At 38.9% G+C, this 25,158-nt stretch carries 28 protein-coding genes, 1 other RNA gene and 1 pseudogene; 15 read left to right on the top strand and 15 right to left on the bottom strand.

Going from position 1 to position 25,158, the window contains the following annotated elements:
• Window positions 1–3: 3 nt before the first annotated feature.
• The 3 genes from FEE42_RS02505 to FEE42_RS02495 form a co-directional block, all read right to left on the bottom strand.
• Window positions 4–1,623 (bottom strand): site-specific DNA-methyltransferase, encoded by a 1,620-nt coding sequence (locus tag FEE42_RS02505; protein WP_059366367.1) that lies wholly within the window; start codon window positions 1,621–1,623, stop codon window positions 4–6.
• Between the two features lie 63 nt (window positions 1,624–1,686).
• Entirely contained in the window at window positions 1,687–1,875 is a 189-nt protein-coding gene (locus FEE42_RS02500; protein ID WP_164027643.1) for a hypothetical protein, read from the bottom strand.
• Window positions 1,876–1,910: 35 nt separating this feature from the next.
• Window positions 1,911–2,246, bottom strand: coding sequence for a helix-turn-helix domain-containing protein (locus FEE42_RS02495; RefSeq protein WP_059366366.1), 336 nt, complete (start codon window positions 2,244–2,246; stop codon window positions 1,911–1,913).
• A 106-nt stretch (window positions 2,247–2,352) separates the two neighbouring features.
• Here FEE42_RS02495 and FEE42_RS02490 point away from each other — a divergent pair, with 106 nt between their 5' ends.
• The 4 genes and pseudogenes from FEE42_RS02490 to FEE42_RS02475 all read left to right on the top strand — a co-directional run bounded on the left by FEE42_RS02490 (window position 2,353) and on the right by FEE42_RS02475 (window position 4,847).
• Window positions 2,353–3,387, top strand: a complete 1,035-nt coding sequence (locus FEE42_RS02490; RefSeq protein ID WP_059366365.1) for an IS1595 family transposase — start codon at window positions 2,353–2,355, stop codon at window positions 3,385–3,387.
• Entirely contained in the window at window positions 3,387–3,821 is a 435-nt protein-coding gene (locus FEE42_RS02485; protein WP_059366364.1) for a hypothetical protein, read from the top strand. Before FEE42_RS02490 ends, FEE42_RS02485 begins: the two co-directional genes overlap by 1 nt.
• A gap of 236 nt (window positions 3,822–4,057) precedes the next feature.
• Window positions 4,058–4,645 (top strand): annotated as a pseudogene (locus FEE42_RS02480) (zeta toxin family protein); the annotation flags it as partial.
• A gap of 31 nt (window positions 4,646–4,676) precedes the next feature.
• Entirely contained in the window at window positions 4,677–4,847 is a 171-nt protein-coding gene (locus FEE42_RS02475) for a hypothetical protein (RefSeq protein WP_157888087.1), read from the top strand.
• Between the two features lie 92 nt (window positions 4,848–4,939).
• On the opposite strand, the gene FEE42_RS02470 is transcribed toward FEE42_RS02475, so the two are convergent.
• Complete coding sequence (locus FEE42_RS02470) at window positions 4,940–5,323, bottom strand: hypothetical protein (protein WP_164027642.1); 384 nt, start codon at window positions 5,321–5,323, stop codon at window positions 4,940–4,942.
• A 153-nt stretch (window positions 5,324–5,476) separates the two neighbouring features.
• On the opposite strand from FEE42_RS02470, the gene FEE42_RS02465 reads away from it, so the two are divergent.
• The 3 genes from FEE42_RS02465 to FEE42_RS12940 all read left to right on the top strand — a co-directional run bounded on the left by FEE42_RS02465 (window position 5,477) and on the right by FEE42_RS12940 (window position 7,088).
• On the top strand, window positions 5,477–5,947 hold the full coding sequence (locus FEE42_RS02465) for a hypothetical protein (RefSeq protein ID WP_059366361.1): 471 nt from the start codon (window positions 5,477–5,479) through the stop codon (window positions 5,945–5,947).
• 151 nt (window positions 5,948–6,098) lie between these two features.
• Window positions 6,099–6,905, top strand: coding sequence for a S49 family peptidase domain-containing protein (locus FEE42_RS02460; RefSeq protein ID WP_204378672.1), 807 nt, complete (start codon window positions 6,099–6,101; stop codon window positions 6,903–6,905).
• 60 nt (window positions 6,906–6,965) lie between these two features.
• Window positions 6,966–7,088, top strand: a complete 123-nt coding sequence (locus FEE42_RS12940) for a hypothetical protein (protein WP_255204533.1) — start codon at window positions 6,966–6,968, stop codon at window positions 7,086–7,088.
• Window positions 7,089–7,301: 213 nt separating this feature from the next.
• On the opposite strand, the gene FEE42_RS12775 is transcribed toward FEE42_RS12940, so the two are convergent.
• The 3 genes from FEE42_RS12775 to purR form a co-directional block, all read right to left on the bottom strand.
• A complete protein-coding gene (locus tag FEE42_RS12775; protein WP_237184460.1) occupies window positions 7,302–7,622 on the bottom strand; it encodes a hypothetical protein in 321 nt (106 codons plus the stop codon).
• Between the two features lie 119 nt (window positions 7,623–7,741).
• A complete protein-coding gene (gene ppc, locus FEE42_RS02450; RefSeq protein ID WP_135968612.1) occupies window positions 7,742–10,381 on the bottom strand; it encodes a phosphoenolpyruvate carboxylase in 2,640 nt (879 codons plus the stop codon).
• A 173-nt stretch (window positions 10,382–10,554) separates the two neighbouring features.
• The gene (gene purR / locus FEE42_RS02445; protein ID WP_164027641.1) at window positions 10,555–11,571 is read right to left on the bottom strand and encodes an HTH-type transcriptional repressor PurR; all 1,017 of its coding nucleotides are present in this window, start codon (window positions 11,569–11,571) and stop codon (window positions 10,555–10,557) included.
• A gap of 366 nt (window positions 11,572–11,937) precedes the next feature.
• Between purR and dapD the strand changes: the two genes are divergently transcribed.
• Window positions 11,938–12,765, top strand: a complete 828-nt coding sequence (gene dapD / locus FEE42_RS02440; protein WP_164027640.1) for a 2,3,4,5-tetrahydropyridine-2,6-dicarboxylate N-succinyltransferase — start codon at window positions 11,938–11,940, stop codon at window positions 12,763–12,765.
• Between the two features lie 74 nt (window positions 12,766–12,839).
• On the opposite strand, the gene tehB is transcribed toward dapD, so the two are convergent.
• The 4 genes from tehB to metG form a co-directional block, all read right to left on the bottom strand.
• A complete protein-coding gene (gene tehB, locus FEE42_RS02435) occupies window positions 12,840–13,700 on the bottom strand; it encodes an SAM-dependent methyltransferase TehB (RefSeq protein ID WP_164027639.1) in 861 nt (286 codons plus the stop codon).
• 35 nt (window positions 13,701–13,735) lie between these two features.
• Window positions 13,736–14,413: a multicopper oxidase domain-containing protein gene (locus tag FEE42_RS02430; protein ID WP_237184459.1), complete on the bottom strand. Its 678-nt coding sequence runs from the start codon at window positions 14,411–14,413 to the stop codon at window positions 13,736–13,738.
• Window positions 14,310–14,675 (bottom strand): hypothetical protein, encoded by a 366-nt coding sequence (locus FEE42_RS12640; RefSeq protein ID WP_059366355.1) that lies wholly within the window; start codon window positions 14,673–14,675, stop codon window positions 14,310–14,312. The genes FEE42_RS02430 and FEE42_RS12640 overlap by 104 nt, the downstream gene beginning before the upstream one ends.
• A gap of 226 nt (window positions 14,676–14,901) precedes the next feature.
• The gene (gene metG, locus FEE42_RS02425) at window positions 14,902–16,950 is read right to left on the bottom strand and encodes a methionine--tRNA ligase (protein WP_164027638.1); all 2,049 of its coding nucleotides are present in this window, start codon (window positions 16,948–16,950) and stop codon (window positions 14,902–14,904) included.
• Between the two features lie 154 nt (window positions 16,951–17,104).
• Here metG and apbC point away from each other — a divergent pair, with 154 nt between their 5' ends.
• From apbC to FEE42_RS02410, 3 genes are all read left to right on the top strand, one after another.
• Window positions 17,105–18,217 (top strand): iron-sulfur cluster carrier protein ApbC, encoded by a 1,113-nt coding sequence (gene apbC / locus FEE42_RS02420; RefSeq protein WP_164027637.1) that lies wholly within the window; start codon window positions 17,105–17,107, stop codon window positions 18,215–18,217.
• A 100-nt stretch (window positions 18,218–18,317) separates the two neighbouring features.
• Window positions 18,318–19,346, top strand: coding sequence for an adenosine deaminase (add, locus tag FEE42_RS02415; protein ID WP_164027636.1), 1,029 nt, complete (start codon window positions 18,318–18,320; stop codon window positions 19,344–19,346).
• A 176-nt stretch (window positions 19,347–19,522) separates the two neighbouring features.
• A complete protein-coding gene (locus FEE42_RS02410) occupies window positions 19,523–20,230 on the top strand; it encodes an SIR2 family NAD-dependent protein deacylase (RefSeq protein WP_164027635.1) in 708 nt (235 codons plus the stop codon).
• Window positions 20,231–20,343: 113 nt separating this feature from the next.
• On the opposite strand, the gene FEE42_RS02405 is transcribed toward FEE42_RS02410, so the two are convergent.
• From FEE42_RS02405 to FEE42_RS02395, 3 genes are all read right to left on the bottom strand, one after another.
• Complete coding sequence (locus tag FEE42_RS02405; RefSeq protein WP_237184458.1) at window positions 20,344–20,643, bottom strand: putative quinol monooxygenase; 300 nt, start codon at window positions 20,641–20,643, stop codon at window positions 20,344–20,346.
• 80 nt (window positions 20,644–20,723) lie between these two features.
• Window positions 20,724–21,266: a KdsC family phosphatase gene (locus FEE42_RS02400; RefSeq protein ID WP_059366349.1), complete on the bottom strand. Its 543-nt coding sequence runs from the start codon at window positions 21,264–21,266 to the stop codon at window positions 20,724–20,726.
• Window positions 21,267–21,275: 9 nt separating this feature from the next.
• Complete coding sequence (locus FEE42_RS02395) at window positions 21,276–22,211, bottom strand: KpsF/GutQ family sugar isomerase (protein WP_059366348.1); 936 nt, start codon at window positions 22,209–22,211, stop codon at window positions 21,276–21,278.
• Between the two features lie 27 nt (window positions 22,212–22,238).
• Here FEE42_RS02395 and FEE42_RS02390 point away from each other — a divergent pair, with 27 nt between their 5' ends.
• Complete coding sequence (locus FEE42_RS02390) at window positions 22,239–22,406, top strand: hypothetical protein (RefSeq protein ID WP_157888084.1); 168 nt, start codon at window positions 22,239–22,241, stop codon at window positions 22,404–22,406.
• An RNA gene (rnpB, locus tag FEE42_RS02385) (RNase P RNA component class A) lies at window positions 22,395–22,771 on the top strand. Before FEE42_RS02390 ends, rnpB begins: the two co-directional genes overlap by 12 nt.
• 98 nt (window positions 22,772–22,869) lie before the next feature.
• Here the strand turns inward: rnpB and FEE42_RS02380 are convergent.
• Window positions 22,870–23,766: a LysR family transcriptional regulator gene (locus FEE42_RS02380; protein ID WP_164027634.1), complete on the bottom strand. Its 897-nt coding sequence runs from the start codon at window positions 23,764–23,766 to the stop codon at window positions 22,870–22,872.
• A 103-nt stretch (window positions 23,767–23,869) separates the two neighbouring features.
• On the opposite strand from FEE42_RS02380, the gene FEE42_RS02375 reads away from it, so the two are divergent.
• Window positions 23,870–24,238 (top strand): DUF2255 family protein, encoded by a 369-nt coding sequence (locus FEE42_RS02375; protein ID WP_206023157.1) that lies wholly within the window; start codon window positions 23,870–23,872, stop codon window positions 24,236–24,238.
• A gap of 133 nt (window positions 24,239–24,371) precedes the next feature.
• A complete protein-coding gene (locus FEE42_RS02370) occupies window positions 24,372–25,121 on the top strand; it encodes an SDR family oxidoreductase (RefSeq protein ID WP_059366345.1) in 750 nt (249 codons plus the stop codon).
• Window positions 25,122–25,158: the final 37 nt, after the last annotated feature.

Here is a 25,158-nt window from a genome sequence, read left to right as displayed (position 1 = left end):
TCCTTATAACTTGCTAATATCTCTTGGTATGCGTTTGAATCTAATCTTAAATTGTGCTAACTGTTCATCACTTAATGTACATTTATCAGCATAAATAATATAATCTTGTGGTTTTTCAGAAAGGAAATCAGCGTTTAAATAGCGTAAAAATTCTAAACTTAACGTGGTGATTTGATCAGACTCATAATAAAAAACATAAGCGGTATAGTAATTTTTCCCTAAAAAATAACCGCTTATTTCTTGATTAAATACAGTCTCTAGTTTCTCACTATGTGCAATATACTCACGAATACTGTGTAAATCAGCTTGATTGTTTAAATTACCATCTGAATCAAATAAGGTTTCACCAATGGTATAAAAACTAAACCCACCTCCTGTACCTTTTTGAGTTTCAGCTTTTGAACCGTAGCCATTGATAACGCGGCGGATTCGTTCAGCAGTAATACTTTCAGCATAATCCATCATTTCAATGCCAATAAACTGGCGGCTACCTCCATCTCTGGTGTTAAGATTTAAAACAGCGTGGGCAGTTGTGGCACTACCAATAAAGCTATCCAAGATTAAAGATTTTTTTGATGTTGCAATAGTTAAAATATGTTCAAGAACTGAAACAGGCTTTGGTGTATCAAAAACTTTTTTATTAAAAATCTCTTTTAATTCTCTAGATGCTTTCTTATTCCCATCAATCTTTTCACCATCCAATTCGGTCCATAGATTAGAGGGTCTCTTTTTTCGACCTTCCAAATAGTATTTGTAATAAACTTTCCATTCACTATTATCATTTTTAAAGTAAATTTCATTGTTTTCTAACATTTTCTGGTAAGTATCTTCACCAACTCTCCAACGACTTTCATATCCAGTTGGTCCTATTGGATAAATTGGCGTGTTATCAGGAGACATAATAGGATAATACATTGAAGGTCTATCTTCTCTTCGATCCTCTGCCCCAGTCCGTCTTAATTGTAGAATGGAAAATTTACCATTCTCATCTTCTAAGTTATATCTTTTCTCATCATCTTCGGATAATTCAATACCATTTATCAGAAAACTGTTTGTTTTTGCATAAACCAAAATTGAATCAAAAGCATTTCCTAATTTATTGGTATCTTGAACTGTTGTTCCTGTTGCTCTAGTTATATTTCCTACAAAATTTCCATATCCAAAAATTTCATCGCAAATTAATCTTAAATGAGCAATTTCTATATCGTCAATGCTAATAAAAATAACCCCATCATCAGCTAACAAACGATGTAATAATTTCAATCTAGGATACATCATACAAAGCCATTTATCGTGACGAGATAGATCTTCACCTTCTTTACCTACTATTTCACCTAACCATTTTTTGATACGAGGATCATTTACATTATCGTTATATACCCATTTTTCATTACCTGTGTTATATGGAGGATCAATATAAATACAATTAATTTTACCTTCGTATTTAGGCAAAAGACTTTTTAAAGCTAATAAGTTATCCCCCTGAATCAACATATTATTTTGACTATTTTCAGGTTTTCCATTATCGGCTTTAAAATCGTATTCTTTTTTTAGAAGATGAAAAGGAATATCGTGATGATGATTTTTGACTTTATCTTTTCCAATCCAAGTTAACTGCGGCATACAGCCTCCTTGAATTTTTTGGATAAAAAAGATGAGAATATATTGACAAAAGTTAAAGTTGGGCTAACGTTGCGTTGCGTTGCGTTGCGTTGCGTTGCGTTGCGTTGCGTTGCGTTGCGTTGCGTTGCGTTGCGTTGCGTTGCGTTGCGTTGCGTTGCGTTGCGTTGCGTTGCGTTGCGTTGCGTTGCGTTGCGTTGCGTTGCGTTGCGTTGCGTTGCGTTGCGTTGCGTTGCGTTGCGTTGCGTTGTTCATTTTTTGTTCCTTATTAAGTTAATGTCAAGTAATATTTACTGCTTATTGGAAATTTCTTTAAAAGAAATTGAGAAAGCATCTTTTAAGTTTTCAGGCATAGAGCGGTAGTCTGCAATTAGCTTTTCTTCTTGTGCTGAAATCGTACTTTCCTGTGTTGCTGCTTGAAACATTGCTCCGTTTCCTGTAAGTAGCCAAGTTATACTAATTTCTAACCCTTTATGAATTTTTACTAAGGCATCTACATTCGGATCTCGTCCTTCATTTAAGTAATTCATCGCTGAACGATACGAGATCCCTGTTACGTTAGAAAATTCAGTGACGGTCATATTTTTAGCTTCTAAGACCTGCTTTAAACGTTCTGATATGCACATTATTTCACATTCCTGTTGAAAAAATTGAATGATTATGATATATTATGCATAATCAATATGAATAATGTTTCATATTTTAGTTTAATCAAGGTGTAATCTCAATACTATGACCCAACATTTTCTTCTCTCTAGCAAAGCCCGCACGCTTTCGCCACTCAAGATAGCACAGCTATCTAATACCGAAGTGCGGGCATTGCTCTGCCAAATTCGGTGGGGAAGTGAAGAAAATGTGGTGTGTCCAAAATGTGGCGTACAACATATTGCTTACCGTATTCCTGCTCGTCATCAATGGCGATGTAAACATTGTAAGCATACCTTTAGCATTACTTCAGGTACAATTTTTGCTAACCATAAGCTGCCGATTAAAACTTACTTATTCGCTATCGCTTTATTTGTGAATGCAGTAAAAGGCATTTCCGCTTGCCAGCTATCTCGTGACTTGAATGTACAGTACAAAACGGCTTTTACGCTTGCGCATAAAATTCGTGAGAGCTTAATTGTACAACGTGAACTCTTTCCGCTGTCAGGCGAAATCCATATTGACGGCACTTACATACATTCCGCTCCACGTCCAAAGAATAAGAAAGCAGAGCGTGTGGATAGACGTTTAAAAGCCAATACCAATCCAAACAAGCGTGCAGTATTGGTCATGCGTGAACGTTATTCAGAACAAGAAACGACTGCTAATCCACAATTAGTGGGAGCAAAGAAAACCATCACGTTTCCTATTCTCTCAGAGAATACCGACACCGTAAAGAAATTAGCTACGGCGTATATTGAGCCAAACAGCCGTATCCATGCGGACGAAAACGCAGCCTATGATGAACTGATGGTCAATTACGATTTGCAACGAGTAAATCACCAACATGAATATTGTAGCGATGAAGGGATTACGAACAACCTTGCGGAGAGTTACTTTGCACGATTCAAACGTATGTATTATGGGCAAGTCCACAAGATGAGTAACGTCTATCTTGATAACTATGCGAACGAAGTCGCCTATCGTGAAGATACTCGTAAACTGGATAATTTAACTATTTTCAATGATGTGACCAGTAAATGCCTCAGCACTTCATCAGATAATGCTTGGAAAGGCTACTGGCAAGGTAATCATAGACAAACAGAAAGATTGGTAATGTGATGGCAAAGAAAATCTATCTCAGTCAAATTCAGGCAAAAATTGACCGCTTGCAACGTGAGCGTAAACAAGTGTTAGAACACCTTACATTAGTGGAAGACAAACTCGATAAGCTACAAGCTGCCATTGAGATTATGCAAGAAGAAGCCCTAACTGATAAATACAATACAGAACTTTATACCTACCGCACTTATCAACATCGTTTCAAGGGAAAACTACGCCAAATGGTACTAGCCGAGATGAAGGCAAAACCAAACCACGAATTTACCGTTAATGAATTGATTAAGCTCGTCCTTATTCGAGATGGACAAAACCCCATCATTCAACCGCAGCATACTGTTTCCGTGCGTGGTGCATTGAAGCATTGGTTTAATAAAGGCGTACTAGAGAGAATAGAATTAGGTGTTATGGATATAAGATGGAAATTGAAAGTCTAAATATCGCGTTCAGATACCTTTCTTTTATGCAGAATTTTAAGGCTTTTTCTTGCTTTTTCCCACTAACGGCACTATAATCCAAGCATCCAAGTTGAAAATCACATACCATAATAAAATCAAAAATGCAAGATATTATTTCCACCTTAGATGATTGTAGCGAAGAACAAGCTCAAATTATAGCATCTATTATTGATAAATACATAAAAGAAACTACGTAGCCATTACAGTCTAGGAATGTAGCAATTTTTATCGGTGGTGGAAGTGGTGCAGGGAAATCAACAATCCGAAAACTGATTCAACAGCAATATGCTGGTTTTTTAATTATTGATCCCGATGAAATAAAAACATTAATTCCTAGTTATGAAAAATTACAAGCTGAACATGGCTATGAAGCCTCAGCTATAGTTCACGCGCAAAGTAGCGAAATAGCTCGAAAGTTGATTCAGCTTGCTCAGAAAGAGCTTTATAGTTTTATGTATGATGCTACATTAAAAAATGTTCATAAGTTTGAATTGATTTTTAAAGAATTAAAACAATTGGATTATAACATATCATTGGTTATTGTAGATTGTGATATAGAGCTTGCAATTAAGCGAATTAAAGGTCGAGAAATTCAGGAAAACAGAAGTGTTCCTGAAGATATAGTAAGACAGAGCCACAAAATGATTCCAGTTTCATTTCGAGCATTAAACAAGCATTGTTCTGAATGGGTCATTTATAATACAGATGAAGAGCAGCCTAAGCAAATTGCTGTAAAGCACAATAATAGTGTAAATATTGATTCCGATCTATATACTAGATTCATGAGTAAATCTGAAGATTAAATATGGTGAGTTTAACATTAGGAGGGTATTTATGAGTATTATTTACGAAATAGATCAAATCCTTGTGAATAACAAAGATTATTTTATTTTGAAAAGCAAGGAATTTGAAGAAAATTATTTGAGATTTGAAGAAAAACATCTTTCAGATAATGAAAAATTTCCATTATATTCAAAAAATAAAAATTATGAATATGAAGAGTAATATATTAGCTAAATAGCTCCTATATGTTAATAGGAGCTGTTTTATTTATTTCTGTCCTATATACCAAGTATAGTAGTAGATTACTGTTGTTTTCACGAATGGAATAACTTTAATGGCTTCAATCGCCAATGAAACCCTGTACGCTCAATCAATCCTTGTTTCTCCAACCGCAGTAATATTCTCTTAACCGCCTTATAATGGTTATCGCCCACATCAACAAATTTTGGCTGACCTTGTAAACTCAATACCGCTTCAGCAATTTCTCCACATTGCATCAAACCACTAGATTCTCGTAATACTTTTGCTATCAAAGAAGTTGTGATGAGTGGTGGAGCTTTAGGCTCAGATGCAAAGGGCTGTGCCAGTTCATTAATTTCTTGTGTTAATACATTAATTTGTTTTGCTAATAACGCTTGTTTTTCTTTCAGCAGCAATAAACGTGCACCTAGCTCTCGTTTCGATAGTTTTTGTGTCATAATAAAAAAAGTCCTTACCTAATCTAATAAGTAAGGACTTTAACAATTTCTAATAATACGGTCTTTGTGCAACTGCTACATAATACCGCAATGAATGGTGCGGTTATTGGCAGCGTAAGATTATTCATCAAGAAGTGATTTGGCAGTAGATATATGGCATATAACCTAGATAAAAAGCTCAAAGAGTTTGAATTTGAACGTAAACAGGTGTTGCATCACCTTGCGTTGCTTGATACGAACATTGCCACATTAAAACGCGCCATTGAGCTTACTCAACAAGAAAGTGATGTTACACTTTATAATACGGAAAATTTTGTGTACCGTCGCAAATTCAAACTCTTTAAAGGGAAAATCCGTAAATACATCGTACAGATAATGCGAGAATCTCCCCATAAGGGCTTTACTATTGCAGAACTCACGCAGCGTATTTTCGATATTGAACAAAATCCTGATACACCGTCCGAAAAACATCTTGATTCCGTTCGTAAACAACTGAATGAGTTTTATAAAAGAGAATGGATTAATAGGACTCAAATCAGCCGAAATGAGGTTCACTGGCAATGGAAAACAAAAATAGCAGATGTACTCATATCTTTATTTAGTAAATATTGTTATTTAAATTGATTATCTTTGTTTTCTCTATTATTATTCAATCAATTTTTATAAAGATATGTTTACAATGAGTGCACTAAGTAATCAATCTGTTAACTTTATAGCTTAGCAACTAGGTAGTTTCGCCGAAAAATACTTTAAAGAGTGCGATATAATCTCTTACATGGGAAACATTAACGAATCTAGTATAGATTATTGGAAAACAAGAATTCAGGAAAATGGTAGAACAGCTAGAAGTAATGGAATATCAACTCTAGTAGTATTTTTATCTACAAATGGTGGTAGTGCAAGTGCTGTCGAAAAAATGGTTGAAATTACTAGACATTTCTATAACGAAGTTTATTTCGTTATTTTAGATCAAGCAATGTCTGCTGGAACTATTTGGGCAATGTCTGGTGATAAGATTTACATGAACTATGCTTCATCTCTAGGTTCTATAGATCCACAAGTAGAAACTCCTGAAGGAAGATGGGTTCCAGCTTTGGGTTTTTTAGATAAAATAGATGAACTTGTTCGTAAATCTAAAGAAGGCACTCTAACACAAGCAGAGTTAATGTTGTTAAAAAATCAAAACTTAGGTACTATTAGATCATACGAACAAGCTGCTGAGCTATCTAAAGCACTATTAAAAACTTGGTTAGTTAAGTATAAATTTAAAGATTGGCTCAAAAAAGAAACATCTGGGAAGGATGTAACGAAAAAAGATAAAGAGGTTCGAGCTAGTGAGATAGCAGAAAAACTTGGTGATAACAAGCGATGGCATTCTCATGGTCGTTATATTGGTATAAAGACTCTTACAGAAGAGTTAAATATAAAAATTGATGACTTTAGTGATAACATAGAAATGTGCAACGATTGTGAGCAATTAAGAAATAGTTTAAGAGAATTTATGAGAATGTTTTCCCAAGAAATTCTTATAGTTTTTGGTTACAGAAGACCTAAATCCATTGAGGAAAAGGGGGGAGAATGAGCTATACACAACAAGACTTAGAATATTTACTTTCTAACGATTGATTTAGAACAGGATAATATGAGTAATGAATTAAACTCTAAATTTTCTTTTACTGACTCTAGTTATGATATTGCAACACCACAGGAAGTATTTCTTTTAGGGCTACAACAGGAAAAAGGTTATACCTATCAATCGCTATAAATCTAAATAGCGGTATCTCTACCGCTATTTCTTATTCCTGCACTAAAGGTTTTAATCGCCATTCAGAACGCCTGAAAAATCTTCGCTTTATTGTCCGTTTATGTAATTCAACTTCTTTCCGTTCAATAATTCCTTTCTTATACAGTTCTTTTAATACGCGAGCAACAGCTAATTCATGTTCTCTTTGGGGTGGAGGATAATTTTTGCCAGTGTCTAATTCCAACGCCGCATCTGTAATAAAGTATAATGTTTTCCAACTATCACTTTGTTTGAATCCCTTGCAACCAACAATTGAAGATTTTGCTTAAACAATCGAGGTTTTATTAGCCTTGAAACATTAAATTGTGTGTTGATTTGCCTTAAATCGAAATTAGGTTCAATGTATATCAAGGTATTCTCAAAACAAAGTATTTTATCCTCTAAATCTGATTTCTGTTGTTTTAACTGATCAAGTTGATGTTCAAGAATTGCTTTTTCTTTATAGCTACTTTCGATTAATTTGGTAAGTTGAGAAATAAGGTGGGATTCTGCCATAATAAAAATCTCCATTGAGTTAAACTTTCAATGGAGATTTTAGTATTTTCAAGCGGTTAGGTCTTTGTGCAACTGCTACATAATACCGATAAATTTGACCGCACTTTTATTTTTATCGACTAACCGGTATTACGCATTCCTGCAGCGATACCGGTGATGGTGATCATCAATGCTTGTTCTACATCAGGATTTGGGTGATCCGGATTTTCGCGGAAACGGTGGAGGAGTTCCGCTTGGAGAAGATTGAGCGGATCGGTGTAAATATTGCGTAATGCGATAGATTCGGCGATCCATGGCAAATCGGACATTAACTCACTGTTATGGGAAAGTGAGAGTACCGTTTGAATATCAGCCTGTAATTGTTGGCGTAAATTTTCGCCCAAATACCAAAGTTCTTTTTTCACCAAACGTTGATCGTATTGTTGTGAAAGCCAGCTATCCGATTTGCTGAATACCATCTCTAACATACCGATTCGAGTGGAGAAAAACGGCCATGTTTGGCACATTTCTTGAATAATATCGCTCTTGCCGTTTTCAATTACTTGACGCACCGCTGCACCAGCTCCCAACCATGCCGGTAACATGAGTCGATTTTGCATCCAAGCGAAAATCCAAGGAATGGCTCGAAGACTTTCTACACCACCGTTTGGATTACGTTTGGCAGGGCGTGAACCTAGGGGTAATTTAGAGAGTTCTTGTTCCGGTGTGGCACTGCGGAAGTACGGTACAAAGTCTTTATCACCCCGTACGACATCACGGTAGATTTTGCAAGAAATAGTAGAAAGTTCATCCATTATTTTGCGCCATTCCGCTTTAGGTTCCGGTGGCGGTAAGAGATTTGCTTCTAAAATAGCGCTTGCATAAAGATCGAAGGTTTCTACCGCGACAGCCGGTAAACCGAGTTTGAAGCGGATCATTTCGCCTTGTTCTGTTACGCGTAAGCCATTTTTCAATGAACGTGGCGGTTGAGAAAGTAGCGCCGCATGTGCCGGTGCACCGCCCCGACCGATTGTTCCGCCACGTCCGTGGAATAATGTCAGTTCAATACCGAGTTTTTCAGTTAAATTCACAAGCGCCTCTTGTGCACGATATTGTGCCCATGAAGCAGCCATCATTCCCGCATCTTTGGCTGAATCCGAATAGCCAATCATCACCATTTGGCGGTTATTAATTACGCCTCGATACCAACCGATATCGAAAAGTTGGCTCATGACATTTTCTGCGGCATCCAAATCATCTAAGGTCTCAAAGAGAGGAACTACCGGTATATGGTAAGAAACCCCGGTTTCTTTTAGTAATAAATGGACGGCAAGTACATCGGATGCACTACGTGCCATAGAAATAACGTAACAAGCAATGACGCCTTGTTTTTGTGCCGCAACAACTTTGCAGGTATCAAGAATTTCTTGTGTTTCTGCAGATGGTGTCCAATTTTGCGGAATTAATGGGCGGCGTGAACTTAATTCACGAATTAAAAAGGCTTGTTTATCTTCTTCTGTCCACTGTGAATAATCACCTAAACCGATATAACGTGTGATTTCCGCAATGGCATTGGTATGACGTGTACTCTCTTGTCGAATATCCATTTGTGACAAGGTGACGCCAAAGCAGCGGATACGATGTAAAATATCAAGTAACGAGCCGTTTGCAATAATACGCATACCACACGACATAAGTGATTGATAACAATCATAAAGCGGTTCCCAAAGTTGGTTATCCTCTAAAATAATCTCACTTTCTGTTACACGAGGCAGACGATCGGCAAGGAGATCATCAAAGTAGGAGAGGGTTGTGGTGAGTTTTGTGCGTAAGCCTTTTACGACGGTGCGATATGGTTCTAAATGATCGCCATATTTTGTTCGGAATTCATCGGTACATTTCACCATGGAAAGTTCATCAACCAGTTTGCAGATGTCTTGTAGGAATAAATCTGCCGCTTTCCAACGGGCAAAATTCAGAACTTTTTGGGTAATTGGGGCGGTCACAAACGGGTTTCCGTCACGGTCGCCGCCCATCCAAGAAGAAATGCGTACCGGCTTTAAACCTACCGGCAAATCATAACCTAAGAATTCACGTGCATTTTCATTTAATTGACGAAGAAATTCCGGCACAGCTTGCCAAAGGCTGTTTTCTAACATTGCAAATCCCCATTTCGCTTCATCAAAAGGGGTTGGGCGAACGGTGCGAATTTCATTGGTGTGCCAAGCTTCGGCAATTAAACGAAGGAGTAAACGTTCAATAATGCATCGTTCTTTTGAGGTGAGATCGCCGTGTTCTAATTTACTTAAACATTTGTTAATTTCAACATGCTTATGGATCAGTGAACGGCGCGTGGTTTCTGTTGGATGTGCTGTTAATACAAGTTCGATTAATAGTTTTTCAATGGTGTTATACACCTCGTCTTTTGAGGCATTTTCAGCTTTCAAACGCGTGAATAGTGTGTGTAAAGAGCGTTCTGAAGGGGCTTTTTGTGAATGTTCTCGGGAGATGGTTTGATATTGTTCTGCAATATTTGTCAGGTTCAGAAATTGACTGAATGCACGAGCTACAGGAATGATGTTATCCGTTGAAATATTCGCGAGGGTTTCGAGTAATGCTTGACGTGCGTTATCGTCCCCAGCTCGAGAATCACGGGATAATTTGCGGATATTTTCGATGAGTTCAAGAATATCGGCACCTTGTGCATCGTTAATGGTTTCTCCGAGAAAGCGCCCTAACATATTGATGTTATTGCGCAGAGTAACATACTCTTGTGTCATATAAACTCCTAAAAAGTAAAATAAAACTGGATATAGATATAACTAAAAATAGGTGTAGGGTCAAACTCAACAAGATAAAAGATTGATGAAAAACAGGAAAAATAAATTTTTCTAAAAAAATAACCGCACTTTTTAACTAAAACATAAAAAGTGCGGTTATTTTTTAGTATGTTTTATAACATGGTTTTAACAGATTTTCTGATAACCAATTCAGGATGAATATCAATGCGACTTTGCTTATGTAATAAATTATCTTTATCTTTCTGTGAAATGCGTTCAAAGAGCAAATTAACCGCTTGTGCACCTAATCGGGATTTTGATTGGTGAATCGTTGTAAGTGGCGGAGCATAAAAACGTGATGAATGAATATTGTCATAACCAATGACCGAAATATCATCCGGTACACGTAACCCTTTTTCTGTGATGGCTGAAATAGCACCGAGTGCCATGACATCATTACAACAAAAGACTGCCGTTGGTAGCTCGGTTCGGGCAAGAATTTTATTCATACATTCATAGCCGTCTTCCGGTTCAAAATACCCCTCCATTACCCAATCTTGATTAACCGCCAGATTTGCCTCGGTCATCGCTTTCTCAAAACCTTCGTAACGGGTTCTTGCCGTAGTTTTACTCAGTTCCCCTGCGATAATACCGATTTTTTTATGACCGCAATCAATCAAATGTTTGGTTGCAAGATAGCCGCCCATAAAGCTGTTATCTTCGATCACATCGGTGTCACTGTTAGGTCCCCAATCCATTACCACTATCGGTAAGCTGGAAACATTGGAAAGTAAATCAAGAGAAGTTTGGGTATATTCGGAACACATCACAAGTAAACCGTCCACCCGTTTTTTAACTAACATTTCTAAATGATTTTTAATTTTTTCAGGATCATTTTGCGTGTTGCATAAAAACAGGGAATAGCTTTGGCGATAACAATGTTCCTCCACTGCATGAATAATTTCGGCGAAGTAGGGGGCTTCACTGGTCGTAACGATCATACCGATAGATTTTGTGGTATTGACTTTCAAACTTCTTGCCACTGCACTAGGAGAATATTTTAGGGTTTTAATCGCATGCTGAACGGCTTCTTTCGTTTCTTTTGCAACAAATCGGGTTTTATTTATTACATGGGAAACGGTAGTGGTGGATACCCCCGCCATTTTTGCCACATCTTTAATTGTTGCCATAATTGGATTTTCTCTAAAAAAAATTTTTCCCATTATAAGGATTGTTTAGGAATAGTTAAGTAGGTAACAAAATTTTTTTAAAAAAGGTCGTTTTTTTTCTTTTTCTTGTTAGAATAACAGCGCATCAACATCAATTTAAGGAGAAAACATGAGTGATTTTGGTTATGCGATGATTGCAGTTGTGTTAAGTATGTCTTTTATTGTTGGCTTAACACTTGCTATCTTGTAATTAAGATAGGTTTTTATCATCACCGCACTTTGGGTCTCACAAAGTGCGGTGATTTTTTTCGGTGTTTTTTGCTTGATAGTTAGAAATATGGTAAAACTAACACCGTTTTATTCAGTTAACTAACATTAGGAAGTACCATGTCAAATTTACAAACAATTATTGAATCCGCATTTGAAAAACGCGCAGATATTACGCCAAAAACCGTGGATGCGGAAACCCGTCGCGCGATTGAAGAAGTGATTGAAAGGTTAGACAGTGGAAAATATCGTGTTGCAGAAAAAATTGATGGTGAGTGGGTCACACACCAGTGGTTAAAAAAGGCAGTATTGCTTTCATTCCGTATCAACGATAACCAAATTATTGATGGTGCGGAAACAAAATACTATGACAAAGTCGCATTAAAATTTGCAGATTATACTGAAGAACGTTTCCAACAAGAAGGTTTTCGGGTTGTACCATCTGCTACGGTTCGTAAAGGGGCGTATATTTCTAAAAATTGTGTCCTAATGCCGTCTTATGTGAATATCGGTGCCTATGTTGGCGAAGGTACTATGGTAGATACTTGGGCAACAGTGGGATCCTGCGCTCAAATTGGTAAAAACGTTCATCTATCGGGCGGTGTAGGTATCGGTGGAGTATTAGAGCCATTACAAGCTAATCCGACCATTATTGGTGACAACTGCTTTATCGGCGCCCGTTCCGAAGTAGTTGAAGGCGTTATTGTTGAAGATGGCTGTGTGATTTCAATGGGAGTATTCATTGGTCAATCTACCAAAATTTATGATCGTGAAACCGGTGAAATCCACTATGGTCGTGTGCCTGCCGGCTCAGTGGTGGTTTCAGGTAGTCTTCCGTCAAAATGCGGTAAATACAGCCTTTATTGTGCAGTTATCGTGAAAAAAGTGGATGCGAAAACCTTAGGGAAAGTCGGAATCAACGAATTATTGCGCTCAATTGAAGAATAATTAAAAATTCTCATGAAAAATAAACCGCACTTTGTTATCACAAAATGCGGTTTTTTATTTTATAAATCAAATTATTATTTCTTTTTGGCTAACATTGTCACAAATTTCATTTTAATGCGATTGCCGTTTTCATCGGTTTTGTGCAATTCACCCATTTCTTCATTGTATTTAATTAATTCCCAGTCTTGGTAATAATCTTTTAATTCATTCTCTTTGAAAGTGAAAGAGAAAGGCATTGGGCAAGGCACGTCATGAGTGGACATAGCGGCAACAATTAAGTTGTACCCGCCAGTATTGGTATGTTCCTGCATATTTTTGATAATGTCCGGGACGCGTTCGCGGTTTAAGAACATAAATACGACCGTAGAAAGAATAAAATCGTAGTTTTCTTGAATATTCGCCGTATTGATATCGTAAAGTGCGGTCAAAATTGTCAGATTTTCTTTTTCTTTCGTTTCATTTAAGAAAGTCAGGCTGTTTTCATTATGATCCCAAGAAGTGACATCATAACCAAGTAAACTGAGAAAGAGCGAATTTCTGCCTTGCCCGCAACCAAGATCGAGGGTTTTACAAGGGCTAATTATTTTAACCGCACTTTTCACTTCGGAATGGGTTGCCGTCATATTGTATTTTTTGCTGAAGTAATCTTCTTTTTTACAATAAAAGCCAAGAGTACATTCCAAATCATCTGTTACGGCTTCCACCCGATGCCAAGCTTGCGGTTCAACAAATGGGGTGTCCGTTTCAGGTGTAAAAATATGCTCGGCAAGTACCTCACCTTTCTCTGTTAATTCATAAAATTTGAGTTTACCTTTTAATACGGTTATCTTTCCCCAAGTGCCCACTTTGGTATTATGTTTTTCTTGAAACATTTGAGGAAGCTTATCCTTTGTCCAAACGGGCATTTGTTTATAACAGATTAATTCATTTTTCATTGTTGTTCTCCAATAACTCGTTCAGTCATTTACCATTATTTTTCAACGGTAAACGCCAACATCATACCGGTGTCTTCATGTTCCAATAAATGACAATGAGCCATATAAGGGGCTTGGTTACTGGCTAAATAATTAAATTTAACGAGTATCTCGCTGATCGCACCATTCACGCTTACCGTATCTTTCCAGCCTTGACGGTGTGCGGCAGGTGGTTTTCCGTTTTCGCTTAGGATTCGGAATTGTGTGCCATGCACATGAAATGGGTGTAACATCATATCACTTTCTCCGGAAATTACCCATTTTTCATATTGTCCCTGTTTGGCACTAAATACAGGGGGATGATGGAAACTTTGACCGTTAATTCGATTTGCCGTCCAAATATCTAATGCTGCTTTTTTAGGCGCATTCATATCTCCATCGTGTGGCATATGTGACATATGGGTATCGTGCGACATCGGCATAGTGTGTTGCGGCATATGCATATGATGCGTCATGTTCATACCTTGATGACCGTATTTTTGCATGAATAATTGCATTCCTTGGTGATCTAATTCCGGATCCATGCTGAGCTGAAAATGGCGGACTACAATATCATTCGGTATTTTTACTTCAGATAAGTTTGCCAATTTTGTCGGTAAATTGCCTTGTCCTTTTTGTAACGTAGTTTCTAGACTTAATACCGGTAGTTTTTGATTGAACGGAGGTAATCCCATGTCCATTTGATCTGACTAAATCCACCGCTTTACCATCACTCAAATCAATCAGAACCTCAAAACGTTCTCCTATAATCATTTCTAATTCATTGACTTTTATCGGTTCATTCAAAAATCCGCCATCACTTGCGATAACATACATAGGCCGTTCATCGCTGGTTGCAAGTCTGAGTGAGCGGGCATTACAGCCGTTGAGTAAACGTAATCTTACCCAGTCTTTTGGAGTGATATGTTTAGGATATTGCGCGCCATTTGTTAGCATTGTATCGCCAAACCCATTTCATCGGTATCCCTGCCATTGCAATGAAAAGCGCACTGTGTTTTAAGAAATTTCTCCATTGCATAATAATTTTCTCTTTAAGTTGTTGAGTAGAGTCGCAAGGATAAAGCTTGACCTTAGGTAAAGATCAAGTGGGAATTGTATGATCTTGAAGAAATCTTTGATAAAGAAAAAGGCGACTAATGCCGCCTAATTCGTATTGAATGAATTATTTCACCTGCATACCGGCTGTTACGCCACTATCTGCAGAAAGTAAGAATAAATCACTGCCACCACTGCCGGCGGAAAGAATCATCCCCTCAGATACGCCAAACTTCATTTTACGTGGTGCAAGATTTGCTACCATAATCACGAACCGACCTTCTAATTCTTCCGGTTTACTATAGGCTGCTTTGATTCCGGAGAACACTTGACGGGTATGATCACCAAGATCCAATTCAAAACGTAAAAGTTTATTGGATTCCGGCACGGCTTTGCATTTCAGTACTTTTGCCACACGTAGATCAAGTTTGGCAAAATCATCAATAGTGATGGTGTCGGCAATGGGTTCTACGTTAGAAAGTGCGGTTGATTTTGCCGCTGTTTTTTCTGTAACTTTGTTTGATTCGGCAAATAATCTCTTGGTTTCTTCTACCACCGCGTCAATTTGTTTTTTCTCTAAACGGGAGAATAAAGATTTAAACGGAGCGATTTGGTGATCAAATAAAGGTCGGGTAATGTTATTCCAACGCAATTCGCTTTGTAAAAAGGCTTCTGCACGTTCTGCTAATTTCGGTAATACCGGTTTTAAGTAAGTCATCAACACTCGGAATAGTTCAATGCCCATCGAGCAGACGGTTTGCAGTTCAGCTTCTTTGCCTTCCGCTTTTGCGATTAGCCAAGGCGCTTTTTCATCGATATATTTATTAGCTTTATCGGTGAGAGCCATAATTTCACGAATCGCTTTATTGTATTCACGGGTTTCATAATAAGTCGCGATTTGTTCTGCTTGTGCGGTAAATTCAGCAAAAAGAGCCTCATCTTCTAATTTGGAAGCAAGTTTTCCGTCAAAACGTTTGGTGATAAAACCGGCATTTCGAGAGGCTAAATTGACTAATTTATTAACAATATCGGTATTTACACGCTGCACAAAATCATCAAGATTGAAATCAAGATCTTCAATACGATTATTGAGTTTTGCCGCATAGTAATAACGTAGGCATTCAGGATCGATGTGATTCAAATAGGTACTTGCTTGAATAAAGGTGCCGCGAGATTTTGACATTTTCGCACCGTCTACGGTGACATAACCGTGGGCAAATACATTGGTCGGTTTGCGATAGTTGCAGCCTTCCAACATCGCAGGCCAAAACAGACTATGGAAATAGACGATATCTTTTCCGATAAAATGATAAAGTTCCGCCTCGCTGTTTTCAGCCCAAAACTCGTTGAAATCAATGCCTTCGCGATCACAAAGATTTTTGAATGACGCCATATAGCCAATTGGGGCATCCAACCATACATAGAAGAATTTATCCTTTTCTCCCGGGATTTCAAAACCAAAATAAGGCGCATCGCGGGAAATATCCCATTGTTGCAAACCGCTTTCAAACCATTCTTGCATTTTATTGGCGATTTCAGGTTGAAGCGAACCGGAACGCGTCCAGTCTTGCAACATATTTTCAAATGCTGGTAAATCAAAGAAGAAGTGTTCGGATTCTTTTACAATGGGCGTCGCACCGGATACGGCAGAACGCGGATTAATTAAATCCATCGGGCTATAAGTGGAAGCGCAAACCTCACAGTTATCGCCATATTGATCTTCCGCTTTGCATTTCGGACAAGTCCCTTTTACAAAACGATCCGGCAAAAACATATTTTTTTCGGGATCATAAAGTTGAGCAATCACTTTGCTTTTTATGAAACCGTTTGATTTTAACTTGTTATAAATTTCTGCTGTGATTTGTTTGTTTTCTTCACTGTGTGTGGAGTGGTAATTATCGAAACTAATATTAAAACCGGCAAAATCACGAATATGATCCGCTTTCGCCTTCTCGATTAATTCTTCAGGTGTGATGCCTAATTTATCGGCATTCAACATAATTGGTGTGCCGTGTGCATCATCCGCACAGACAAAATGGATTTTATTGCCACGCATACGCTGAAAACGCACCCAAATATCCGCTTGAATATGTTCTAACATATGACCTAAATGGATCGCGCCATTGGCATAAGGCAAGGCGCAAGTCACTAAAATTTTACGGGGTTGAGTTGTCATTTTTATTCTCTTTTATTTACACAAAAAATTGTGCACTATCTTACCCGATAAACGGTATTTTTTCTAGTTCGGTCACATTTTGTCTTAACAGAATAGCATTAAAATGGTTAAATACGCCTGATGAATTTACTCTATTGTTTTAGTAGGATTTTTTATGGCAATCTTTTTTTCTGAAAATATCAGCGCGGAGCAACAAGCCGATCTTCTCCAATTTTTTCAGCATTTTACTCATCCCAGTCTGCAAAAAGATCTCATTGCTCTTAATGTGTTAAAAAAAATAGAAAAGGGCAGTGAAACATTACGTATTGAATTGCAGTTCCCTTTTGCTTGGAACACCGGTGTCGAGCAACTTAAACAAGCGTTATCCGATGCCTTGTTGCAAGTAGCGGATTGTAAGGAAATCAAATGGTCGGTGAGTTATCAAATCGCGACATTAAAGCGTGCCAATAACCAACCTGCCGTAAAAGGTGTGAAAAATATTATTGCGGTGACATCAGGCAAAGGTGGGGTGGGTAAATCTAGCGTTTCTGTGAATTTAGCCCTTGCGTTACAAGCCCAAGGGGCGCGCGTAGGTATTTTGGATGCGGATATTTATGGCCCTTCTGTACCGCATATGCTCGGTGCACCACATCAACGCCCAACATCGCCGGACAATCAGCATATTACACCGATTAAAGCACACGGATTGTCGGCTAATTCCATTGGTTTTTTAATGGATGAAGATAGTGCGACCATTTGGCGCGGTCCGATGGCAAGTAGTGCATTGAGCCAATTATTGAACGAAACATTATGGGACAGCTTGGATTATTTGGTGATAGATATGCCACCGGGTACCGGCGATATCCAACTGACCCTGTCACAACAAATTCCGGTAACCGGCGCTGTAGTGGTAACAACACCGCAAGATATTGCATTACTTGATGCAGTAAAAGGGGTTTCAATGTTTGAAAAAGTATCTGTGCCTGTATTAGGTATTGTAGAAAATATGTCAATGCACATTTGTGGCAAGTGCGGTCATCATGAGGCTATTTTTGGTACGGGCGGGGCAGAAAAAATGGCTGAAAAATACAATGTGAAAGTGTTAGCTCAGTTGCCTTTACATATTCGTATCCGTGAAGATTTGGATGTCGGTAATCCAACAGTGGTTGCCGCACCGGAAAGTGAAATCACACAAGCTTTCCTACAACTGGCAGAGAAAATATCTACCGAACTTTACTGGCAAGGCTCGGTGATTCCAAGCGAGATTTTGTTTAGGGAAGTGAAGTAAGGATAAGGGCTGTATTGACAGCCCTTTCTTGTTCCCTCTTTCCTTTAGGATTAAAATACCGTGCAATTTTTTTCACTTTTCTAACTAATTGAGTACAACAATGAAAAATTTTACTAAATATAGCCTGATTGATTTACACCTTCACCTAGACGGCTCACTTTCTCCGGAATGGATGTTTGAATGGGCAGAAAAACAGAATATTGTCTTACCGGCTCAAAATGTTGAACAGCTTCTTTCACTGGTTTCCGCTCCCCAAGATTGTACAGATCTTAATCAATATCTTAACTGTTTTGCGATTCCCGTTTCTTTACTGCAAAGCTCGCAGGCGATTACTTCTGCGGTTGCTGATTTATTAAAACGCTTAGATCAACAGGGGTTAGCCTATGTTGAAATTCGTTTTGCTCCACAACTTCACACGCAAAAAGGTTTAACCCAATCACAGGTGGTGGAAGCAGCCTTAGCTGGTTTACAAGAGGGATTAACGGAAAGCCGATTATTTAAAGCAAATTTAATATTATGCTGTTTGCGTGGTATAGGTTCGCAAGAAGGGAATTTAGAAACCGTACGAATGGCAAAAAAATACCTTTCAACAGGGAAAGCGGGGGTGGTTGCCGTGGATTTAGCTGGTCCTGAAGCCGGTTATCCCACCATGAATTTTGCAAAAGAATTCGAGCTTGCCAAATCACTTGGTGTACCTTTTACCATTCATGCCGGTGAAGCAGCAGGAGCGGAGAATGTTCAACAAGCGATTGACATTGGTGCAATCCGTATCGGACACGGTATTCGTGCGGCAGAATCAGAATCGGTTATGCAATCTTTAGCCGATCGTCATATTGCTGTGGAAATGTGCCCTTGCAGTAATTTACAAACCAAAGCTATCGATCATTTAAAGCATTATCAGCTTAGAACATTCCTTGTGAAGGGAATTATTGCCACATTAAATACCGACAATATGACTGTTTCTCAAACGAATATTCAGCAAGAATTTAATTTATTGGCGCGAGAATACCAATTAAATGAAAACGAAGCACAACAGCTGCTTGAAAACGCTATCCGTGCCGCTTTTCTCAGCGATGAAGAAAAGCGTGAGTTGAAAAGCGATATTGAAAAACGGATGAATTGTTCCTAAATGAGGGAATCATGTCTAAATCAGGCTAGCTTGGATAGTGCCGAGCAGTTGAATATGCCTCTATTGCTCAGACAAGGATCGGATTTTACTTCTTATCTTAACTAAAAGCCTATGAACTTCGTAAACAGGCTTGAACAGATAAAATTCATCGTTGTAATAAAATAGAGAAAGATATTATGAATAAACCAATTTGTGTTGTTTTAACCGGTGCAGGTATTAGTGCTGAGAGTGGCATTCCGACTTTTCGTGCGGAAGATGGTTTGTGGGCAGGGTATAAGATTGAGGAAGTTTGTACACCTGAGGCGTTGAAAAAGAATCGGGCTAAAGTGTTGGAATTTTATAATGAACGCCGTCGTAATGCTCAAGCGGCGCAACCGAATGCGGCACATCTCGCTTTAGTAGAGCTTGAAAAGGCTTATGATGTACAGATTATCACTCAAAATGTTGATGATTTACACGAACGTGCAGGCAGCCAGAATGTATTGCATTTGCATGGTGAGCTGAACAAAGCTAGAAGTAGTTTTAATACGGATTACATCGTTCCTTGCTTGGGCGATCAGCATATTGACGATAAAGATAATCACGGGCATCCACTGCGTCCACATATTGTCTTCTTTGGGGAAAATGTGCCAATGCTGGATCAAGCGGTCAAGTTAGTGAAAAAAGCAGATATTGTGATCGTGATTGGTACATCGTTACAAGTTTATCCCGCCAATGGTTTAGTCAATGAAGCACCTTATGGCGCAACGATTTACCTTGTTGACCCAAATCCTAATACCGGCTTTATTCGTAAGCATGTCATTGTGCTGAAAGAAAAAGCTGGCGAAGGCGTGCCGAAAATTGTGAAAGTATTGCTCAATAAAGCTACCGGTTCTAGCAATTAAGTGCGGTCAAAAAATCCGATAAATAATAAAAAGGCTGTGTTTACAGCCTTTTTATTATTTATTAGCTGTGAACTAATCTAATTTTTAAATAGGAGGGAATAACCTACGGCAATTTAGATAAAATTCACGACATTAATATCTAGACCATTTTCCAACATTTCGATTAATTTAGGTGCATTTTGTTGAAAGAATGGAGAGGCTAGGTGAGCATCTAAGTCGGTTTGCGCTGTCCAACGTTCAATAAAACAGTAAGTTCGAGCTTTTTCTGTCACTGCACCACAGTCATAGTTTTGACAACCTTGATGAGTTCGGCTTTCTGTGATGAATTGTTTGACTAAATTTTCAAATTCGGTTTCAAAACCTTGTTTTACTTGGCAAGTAGCATAAACGCCTATCATATCTGTCTTCTCCATTGTTACTGTTATAAAAGAGCGGTTAATAATACCAAAAATTAAATTATGAAAGTGAATTCCTTTTCTTTTTCTAAATTTAGTTATTGCGCCATATTTTTGACCGATTTTAAAAATCCCTGTGCACTGTTAAAGACGGCGGATTTACCTTGGGCGGTTAAAATCATATCGGACATTTCACGAAATGCGCCTTTGCCACCAGCAAGAGACAGCACATAATTTGCGGCATTTTTTACATAAGAAGGCGAATCTGCGACCGCAAAGGAAAGTCCGCTGACGGCAAACGCGGGGAGATCCACACTATCATCGCCAATATAAGCGGTTTCTTCCGGATTGACGCCGGCTTGTTTCATCAATTCAAAACAGGCACTTTCTTTCTCTAATTTGCCAAGGAAGAATAATGTTATGCCGAGATCGGCAATACGACGACGCAAAATAGCAGAATCTCTACCTGAAAGTACCGCAACTTGAATGCCGGACTCCATCAACATTTTAATGCCTAAACCATCACGCACATGGAAACTTTTAATGGCCTCACCATTTGCGTCATAATAAAGTTGACCGTCAGTCAGCACGCCATCCACGTCGGTGATAACCAATTTAATTTTTTCGAGTTTTTGTTGCATTTGTTTTCCTTAGCTTGAAAATTCGATTAAACCCACCACGTTATTTTCATCATCTACCGCCACCAGAGAGTGAATTTTTTTCTCTTTCATGAAATCTTCCGCTTTTGATAAGAATTCATTTTGGTTAATAGTTTTTGGTGAACTTGTCATAAAATCTTGTGCCGTTTTCTTAAGTGTTTGTTCACCATTAGCGGTAAGGGCTCGGCGAATATCTCCATCAGTGATAATGCCTTTTAATTGATCGTTTTCCATAACAAGTGCAACGCCCATTCGTCCTTCATTCATCACGGTTAAACAGTCGGTGAAATTTGTAGTGGGGGAAATAGTCGGTAAACGTGTTTGCATTTGATCTTTTACCCGACAAAGCAATCGGCGACCAAGACTGCCACCCGGATGGAATTTGGCAAAATCGGCAGGTTGGAAATTTCTTGCGGTGATGAGCGATACGGCAAGGGCATCACCTAATGCAAGCGTTACAAGGGCTGATGTGGTTGGAGCAAGATTATTTGGGCACACTTCACGCTCAACCGTAATATCCAATACATAATCCGCATGACGGGCAAGGGTAGAGTGTTTATTGCTAGTGAGAGCAATAATTTTATTGCCAAAGTTTTTCAAACTTGGAATCAGTTTATTAACATCATCCGTTTCACCGCTATAGGAAATGAGCATAACAATATCAACCGGTTTGAGCATACCGAGATCACCGTGAAACGCCTCTGTGGGATGTAGAAAGAAACTTGGTGTGCCGGTGGAAGCAAAAGTCGCGACCATTTTTTTTCCAATTAAACCTGATTTGCCAATCCCGCCAATGACGAGACGGCCTTGGCAATGCAAAATAAGCTCAACGATTTGGTTGAAGTTTTCATCTAGACGTTGGCTTAATTGGGTGAGTGCGAGACTTTCTACGGAAAGCGTATCGCGTGCAATTTGTAGATAGTTCATAAACAGTCCTAAAGTGCGGTTAAAATTGTGGGTATTTTAGCTGAATGCGATAAAAATACGAATGAAAAATTATGCCTGATCGCTGATGCGATTACTTACGGCTTCACCGCCGTTGGCAATGACAATGTTCAAAATCCATTGGATTTTATTGACCGCACTTTTATTAATCTCTATACTACGCGCCGAGTTGGTTAGACAATCGCTGGTTTATTGAAGCCCTTGACCGTGTTCACACGACCTAGTGGGACAAGTAAACGAGAGGAAAGTCCGAGCTACACAGGGCAGAGTGCCGGATAACGTCCGGGAGGCGTGAGCCTACGACCAGTGCAACAGAGAGCAGACCGCCGTGCAAACGGTAAGGGTGAAAGGGTGCGGTAAGAGCGCACCGTGTCGCCGGTAACGGTTGGCAGCAGGGTAAACTCCACTCGTAGCAAGACCAAATAGGAACTCAATGGATGGCCCGTCTAGAGTTCGGGTAGGTTGCTTGAGCGGCGGAGTAATTCGTCGCCTAGATGAATGATTGTCCACGACAGAACTCGGCTTATCGACCAACTCGAAAAACAACCGCACTTTAGTTTGTTCATTATGAATAGATTAAAGTGCGGTTATTTTTTTCATCGTTTTGGTATGATCTAGCTATTTCCTCAAACTTGTCGTGTTAGATTAAACCTTTATTCCTCACTAAAATCTTTTCCAATATCTCAAATACTACCTGAACTCGTTTTGGTGTGATGGGCTGATAGGGACGGTAAAGATATAGCCCCCAAAGGGAGGATTCTTTGTCGTTTAGCACGACTTGAAGTGTGCCGTTTTCAATGTATTTCTTACAGTCGTGGTACATAATCGGGGCAAAAATTCTACCTGCCAGCACAGCTTGTAATAAGCTGCGAATATCACTGGTTACGACGCAAGGTTTTGGTAAGGGAACAGGCTCATTATCAATAAACCAATCCCACACTTTACCTGTTTTAGGGTTCAAAAGATTTCCGACGGGAAAATTTTCTGTTAAGTCGTGAATATCTTTTGGTAATCCTACATTTGCAATTAATTCCGGAGTGGCAACGATAGGTTCATGTAACATCATTATTTTCTTTGCAACCCAATATTCTTTAGGGGTGCGGCTGATTCGGATACCAATATCAATTTGATCCTCTACGGCATTGAGTGTGTCGAAATCTGTTCGCCAATCAATGGCAATATGTGGGTAAGGTTTTAGTGCGGTTAATAGTTGTTGCAAAATATAGTCGGCATAATCAGAGGGCGGTAGTGTTATTCGAACCATACCGGCTAAATCATTATTTTCTTGCTTTAATCCAAATAACCACTCTTCTTGTTGTAGAAAAGCAATCGCATTTGGGCGAAACTTCTCACCAAAATCCGTTAAATGAATAGCGCGCGTATTGCGCTTGAATAAAGGTTCACCGAGTTCTTTTTCTAATTCGGCAATCACTCGGCTGATTACTTGTGGTGAAACGGAGAAACGAAGTGCGGTCAATTTAAAACTTAAATTTTCTGCTGCGGCAACAAAGTATTTAAGGGCATCTAGTCGATTCATAATCTCATTTTTTGGAATTGTGTTTTCTGATTTTATTCATTGTATGGAGTTATGAGGATAAATACAATAACACCACCAATCAGTTTTGATGAAGGAGAAAGTGATGTGGGATAAAGAAGTTTTAAGCCAAATTGATATTGCAGATGATTTAAAAATCGCGCTATTCCGCCCTGATGGTCAAACAACGGGTACGCCCACTTGGATTTGGGCGGTGATTGTGGAAGGTCGATTATTTGTGCGTGCTTATAATGGTGTACATTCCAGTTGGTATCAGGCGGCAATCCGCCAACAAGCGGGCAAAATTTACGCCATAAACCGTGTTTTTGATGTGGTCTTTAATTCAATTAAGGATTCCCAATTGAACGAGAAAATTGATCAAGCCTATCGTAAAAAATATGCCTCAAGCCGTTATGTGTCGTATATGATTGGTGACAACTGTCGAGCTGCAACGATAGAAATTTTGGTGAAGTAAGAGCGGTCGTTCTTTGGCGTGCTCTATAAGCCAATTATAAGTTTTACCTTATTGCGTCTTTATGATTTTTAGGCTAATCAGGTAAGCTTAAACAAGCTAGAATGATAGCCATTCAAACAACAGGAGAAATAACATGAATAATATTCAAGATAAAGTCGTCATTATTACGGGAGCATCATCAGGTATTGGTGAAGCTACGGCGTATAAATTAGCCGAAAACGGTGCAAAATTAGTGTTAGGTGCGCGTCGTGAAGCTAAATTACAAGCGATTGTAGAAAACATTAAAGCCAAAGGCGGGGAAGCCGTTTATCGTGTAACGGATGTCGTGAAATCGGAAGATAATACGGCGTTGGTTGAACTGGCTAAAAAGACGTTTGGCAAAGTTGATGCGATTTTCTTAAATGCCGGTCTAATGCCAAATTCACCACTTTCTGCCTTGGAAACAAACAATTGGAATGCCATGGTGGATGTGAATATCAAAGGCGTGTTAAACGGTATTGCGGCGGTATTACCCACTTTTGAAGCGCAAAAATCCGGTCATATTCTAGCGGTTTCTTCCGTCGCCGGGTTAAAAGTGTATCCTGGTGCGAGTGTTTACTGTGGGACAAAATGGGCGGTAAAAGCCATTATGGAAGGATTGCGTATGGAATCCGCTCAAGCCGGCACAAACATTCGTACGGCAACGATTTATCCTGCGGCGGTGCAATCCGAATTAGTCGATCACATCACTAATGAAGCAACATCCAAAGGCTACCGTGAGCTTTATGATACTTTTGAAATCCCAGCGGAACGTGTCGCGAACGTAGTGGCATTTGCGCTCTCTCAACCGAAAGATACAAATATCAGTGAATTTACCTTAGGGCCAACAACTCAGCCTTGGTAATTTTCCCCAAAATTTAACCGCACTTTGGTTTTTGACT

The sequence above is a fragment of the Rodentibacter caecimuris genome, from assembly GCF_010587025.1.
GTDB lineage: Bacteria > Pseudomonadota > Gammaproteobacteria > Enterobacterales > Pasteurellaceae > Rodentibacter > Rodentibacter caecimuris.
Note: the sequence above shows the minus strand (reverse complement) of the source record. Positions and strands in the feature narration are given on the sequence as shown.

Coding starts and splice junctions, on each gene's coding strand:
- FEE42_RS02505 (WP_059366367.1), bottom strand. CDS start 1,623: ATGCCGCAGTTAACTTGGATTGGAAAAGATAAAGTCAAAAATCATCAT.
- FEE42_RS02500 (WP_164027643.1), bottom strand. CDS start 1,875: ATGAACAACGCAACGCAACGCAACGCAACGCAACGCAACGCAACGCAA.
- FEE42_RS02495 (WP_059366366.1), bottom strand. CDS start 2,246: ATGTGCATATCAGAACGTTTAAAGCAGGTCTTAGAAGCTAAAAATATG.
- FEE42_RS02490 (WP_059366365.1), top strand. CDS start 2,353: ATGACCCAACATTTTCTTCTCTCTAGCAAAGCCCGCACGCTTTCGCCA.
- FEE42_RS02485 (WP_059366364.1), top strand. CDS start 3,387: ATGGCAAAGAAAATCTATCTCAGTCAAATTCAGGCAAAAATTGACCGC.
- FEE42_RS02475 (WP_157888087.1), top strand. CDS start 4,677: ATGAGTATTATTTACGAAATAGATCAAATCCTTGTGAATAACAAAGAT.
- FEE42_RS02470 (WP_164027642.1), bottom strand. CDS start 5,323: ATGACACAAAAACTATCGAAACGAGAGCTAGGTGCACGTTTATTGCTG.
- FEE42_RS02465 (WP_059366361.1), top strand. CDS start 5,477: ATGGCATATAACCTAGATAAAAAGCTCAAAGAGTTTGAATTTGAACGT.
- FEE42_RS02460 (WP_204378672.1), top strand. CDS start 6,099: ATGGGAAACATTAACGAATCTAGTATAGATTATTGGAAAACAAGAATT.
- FEE42_RS12940 (WP_255204533.1), top strand. CDS start 6,966: ATGAGTAATGAATTAAACTCTAAATTTTCTTTTACTGACTCTAGTTAT.
- FEE42_RS12775 (WP_237184460.1), bottom strand. CDS start 7,622: ATGGCAGAATCCCACCTTATTTCTCAACTTACCAAATTAATCGAAAGT.
- ppc (WP_135968612.1), bottom strand. CDS start 10,381: ATGACACAAGAGTATGTTACTCTGCGCAATAACATCAATATGTTAGGG.
- purR (WP_164027641.1), bottom strand. CDS start 11,571: ATGGCAACAATTAAAGATGTGGCAAAAATGGCGGGGGTATCCACCACT.
- dapD (WP_164027640.1), top strand. CDS start 11,938: ATGTCAAATTTACAAACAATTATTGAATCCGCATTTGAAAAACGCGCA.
- tehB (WP_164027639.1), bottom strand. CDS start 13,700: ATGAAAAATGAATTAATCTGTTATAAACAAATGCCCGTTTGGACAAAG.
- FEE42_RS02430 (WP_237184459.1), bottom strand. CDS start 14,413: ATGGGATTACCTCCGTTCAATCAAAAACTACCGGTATTAAGTCTAGAA.
- FEE42_RS12640 (WP_059366355.1), bottom strand. CDS start 14,675: ATGCTAACAAATGGCGCGCAATATCCTAAACATATCACTCCAAAAGAC.
- metG (WP_164027638.1), bottom strand. CDS start 16,950: ATGACAACTCAACCCCGTAAAATTTTAGTGACTTGCGCCTTGCCTTAT.
- apbC (WP_164027637.1), top strand. CDS start 17,105: ATGGCAATCTTTTTTTCTGAAAATATCAGCGCGGAGCAACAAGCCGAT.
- add (WP_164027636.1), top strand. CDS start 18,318: ATGAAAAATTTTACTAAATATAGCCTGATTGATTTACACCTTCACCTA.
- FEE42_RS02410 (WP_164027635.1), top strand. CDS start 19,523: ATGAATAAACCAATTTGTGTTGTTTTAACCGGTGCAGGTATTAGTGCT.
- FEE42_RS02405 (WP_237184458.1), bottom strand. CDS start 20,643: ATGGAGAAGACAGATATGATAGGCGTTTATGCTACTTGCCAAGTAAAA.
- FEE42_RS02400 (WP_059366349.1), bottom strand. CDS start 21,266: ATGCAACAAAAACTCGAAAAAATTAAATTGGTTATCACCGACGTGGAT.
- FEE42_RS02395 (WP_059366348.1), bottom strand. CDS start 22,211: ATGAACTATCTACAAATTGCACGCGATACGCTTTCCGTAGAAAGTCTC.
- FEE42_RS02380 (WP_164027634.1), bottom strand. CDS start 23,766: ATGAATCGACTAGATGCCCTTAAATACTTTGTTGCCGCAGCAGAAAAT.
- FEE42_RS02375 (WP_206023157.1), top strand. CDS start 23,870: ATGTGGGATAAAGAAGTTTTAAGCCAAATTGATATTGCAGATGATTTA.
- FEE42_RS02370 (WP_059366345.1), top strand. CDS start 24,372: ATGAATAATATTCAAGATAAAGTCGTCATTATTACGGGAGCATCATCA.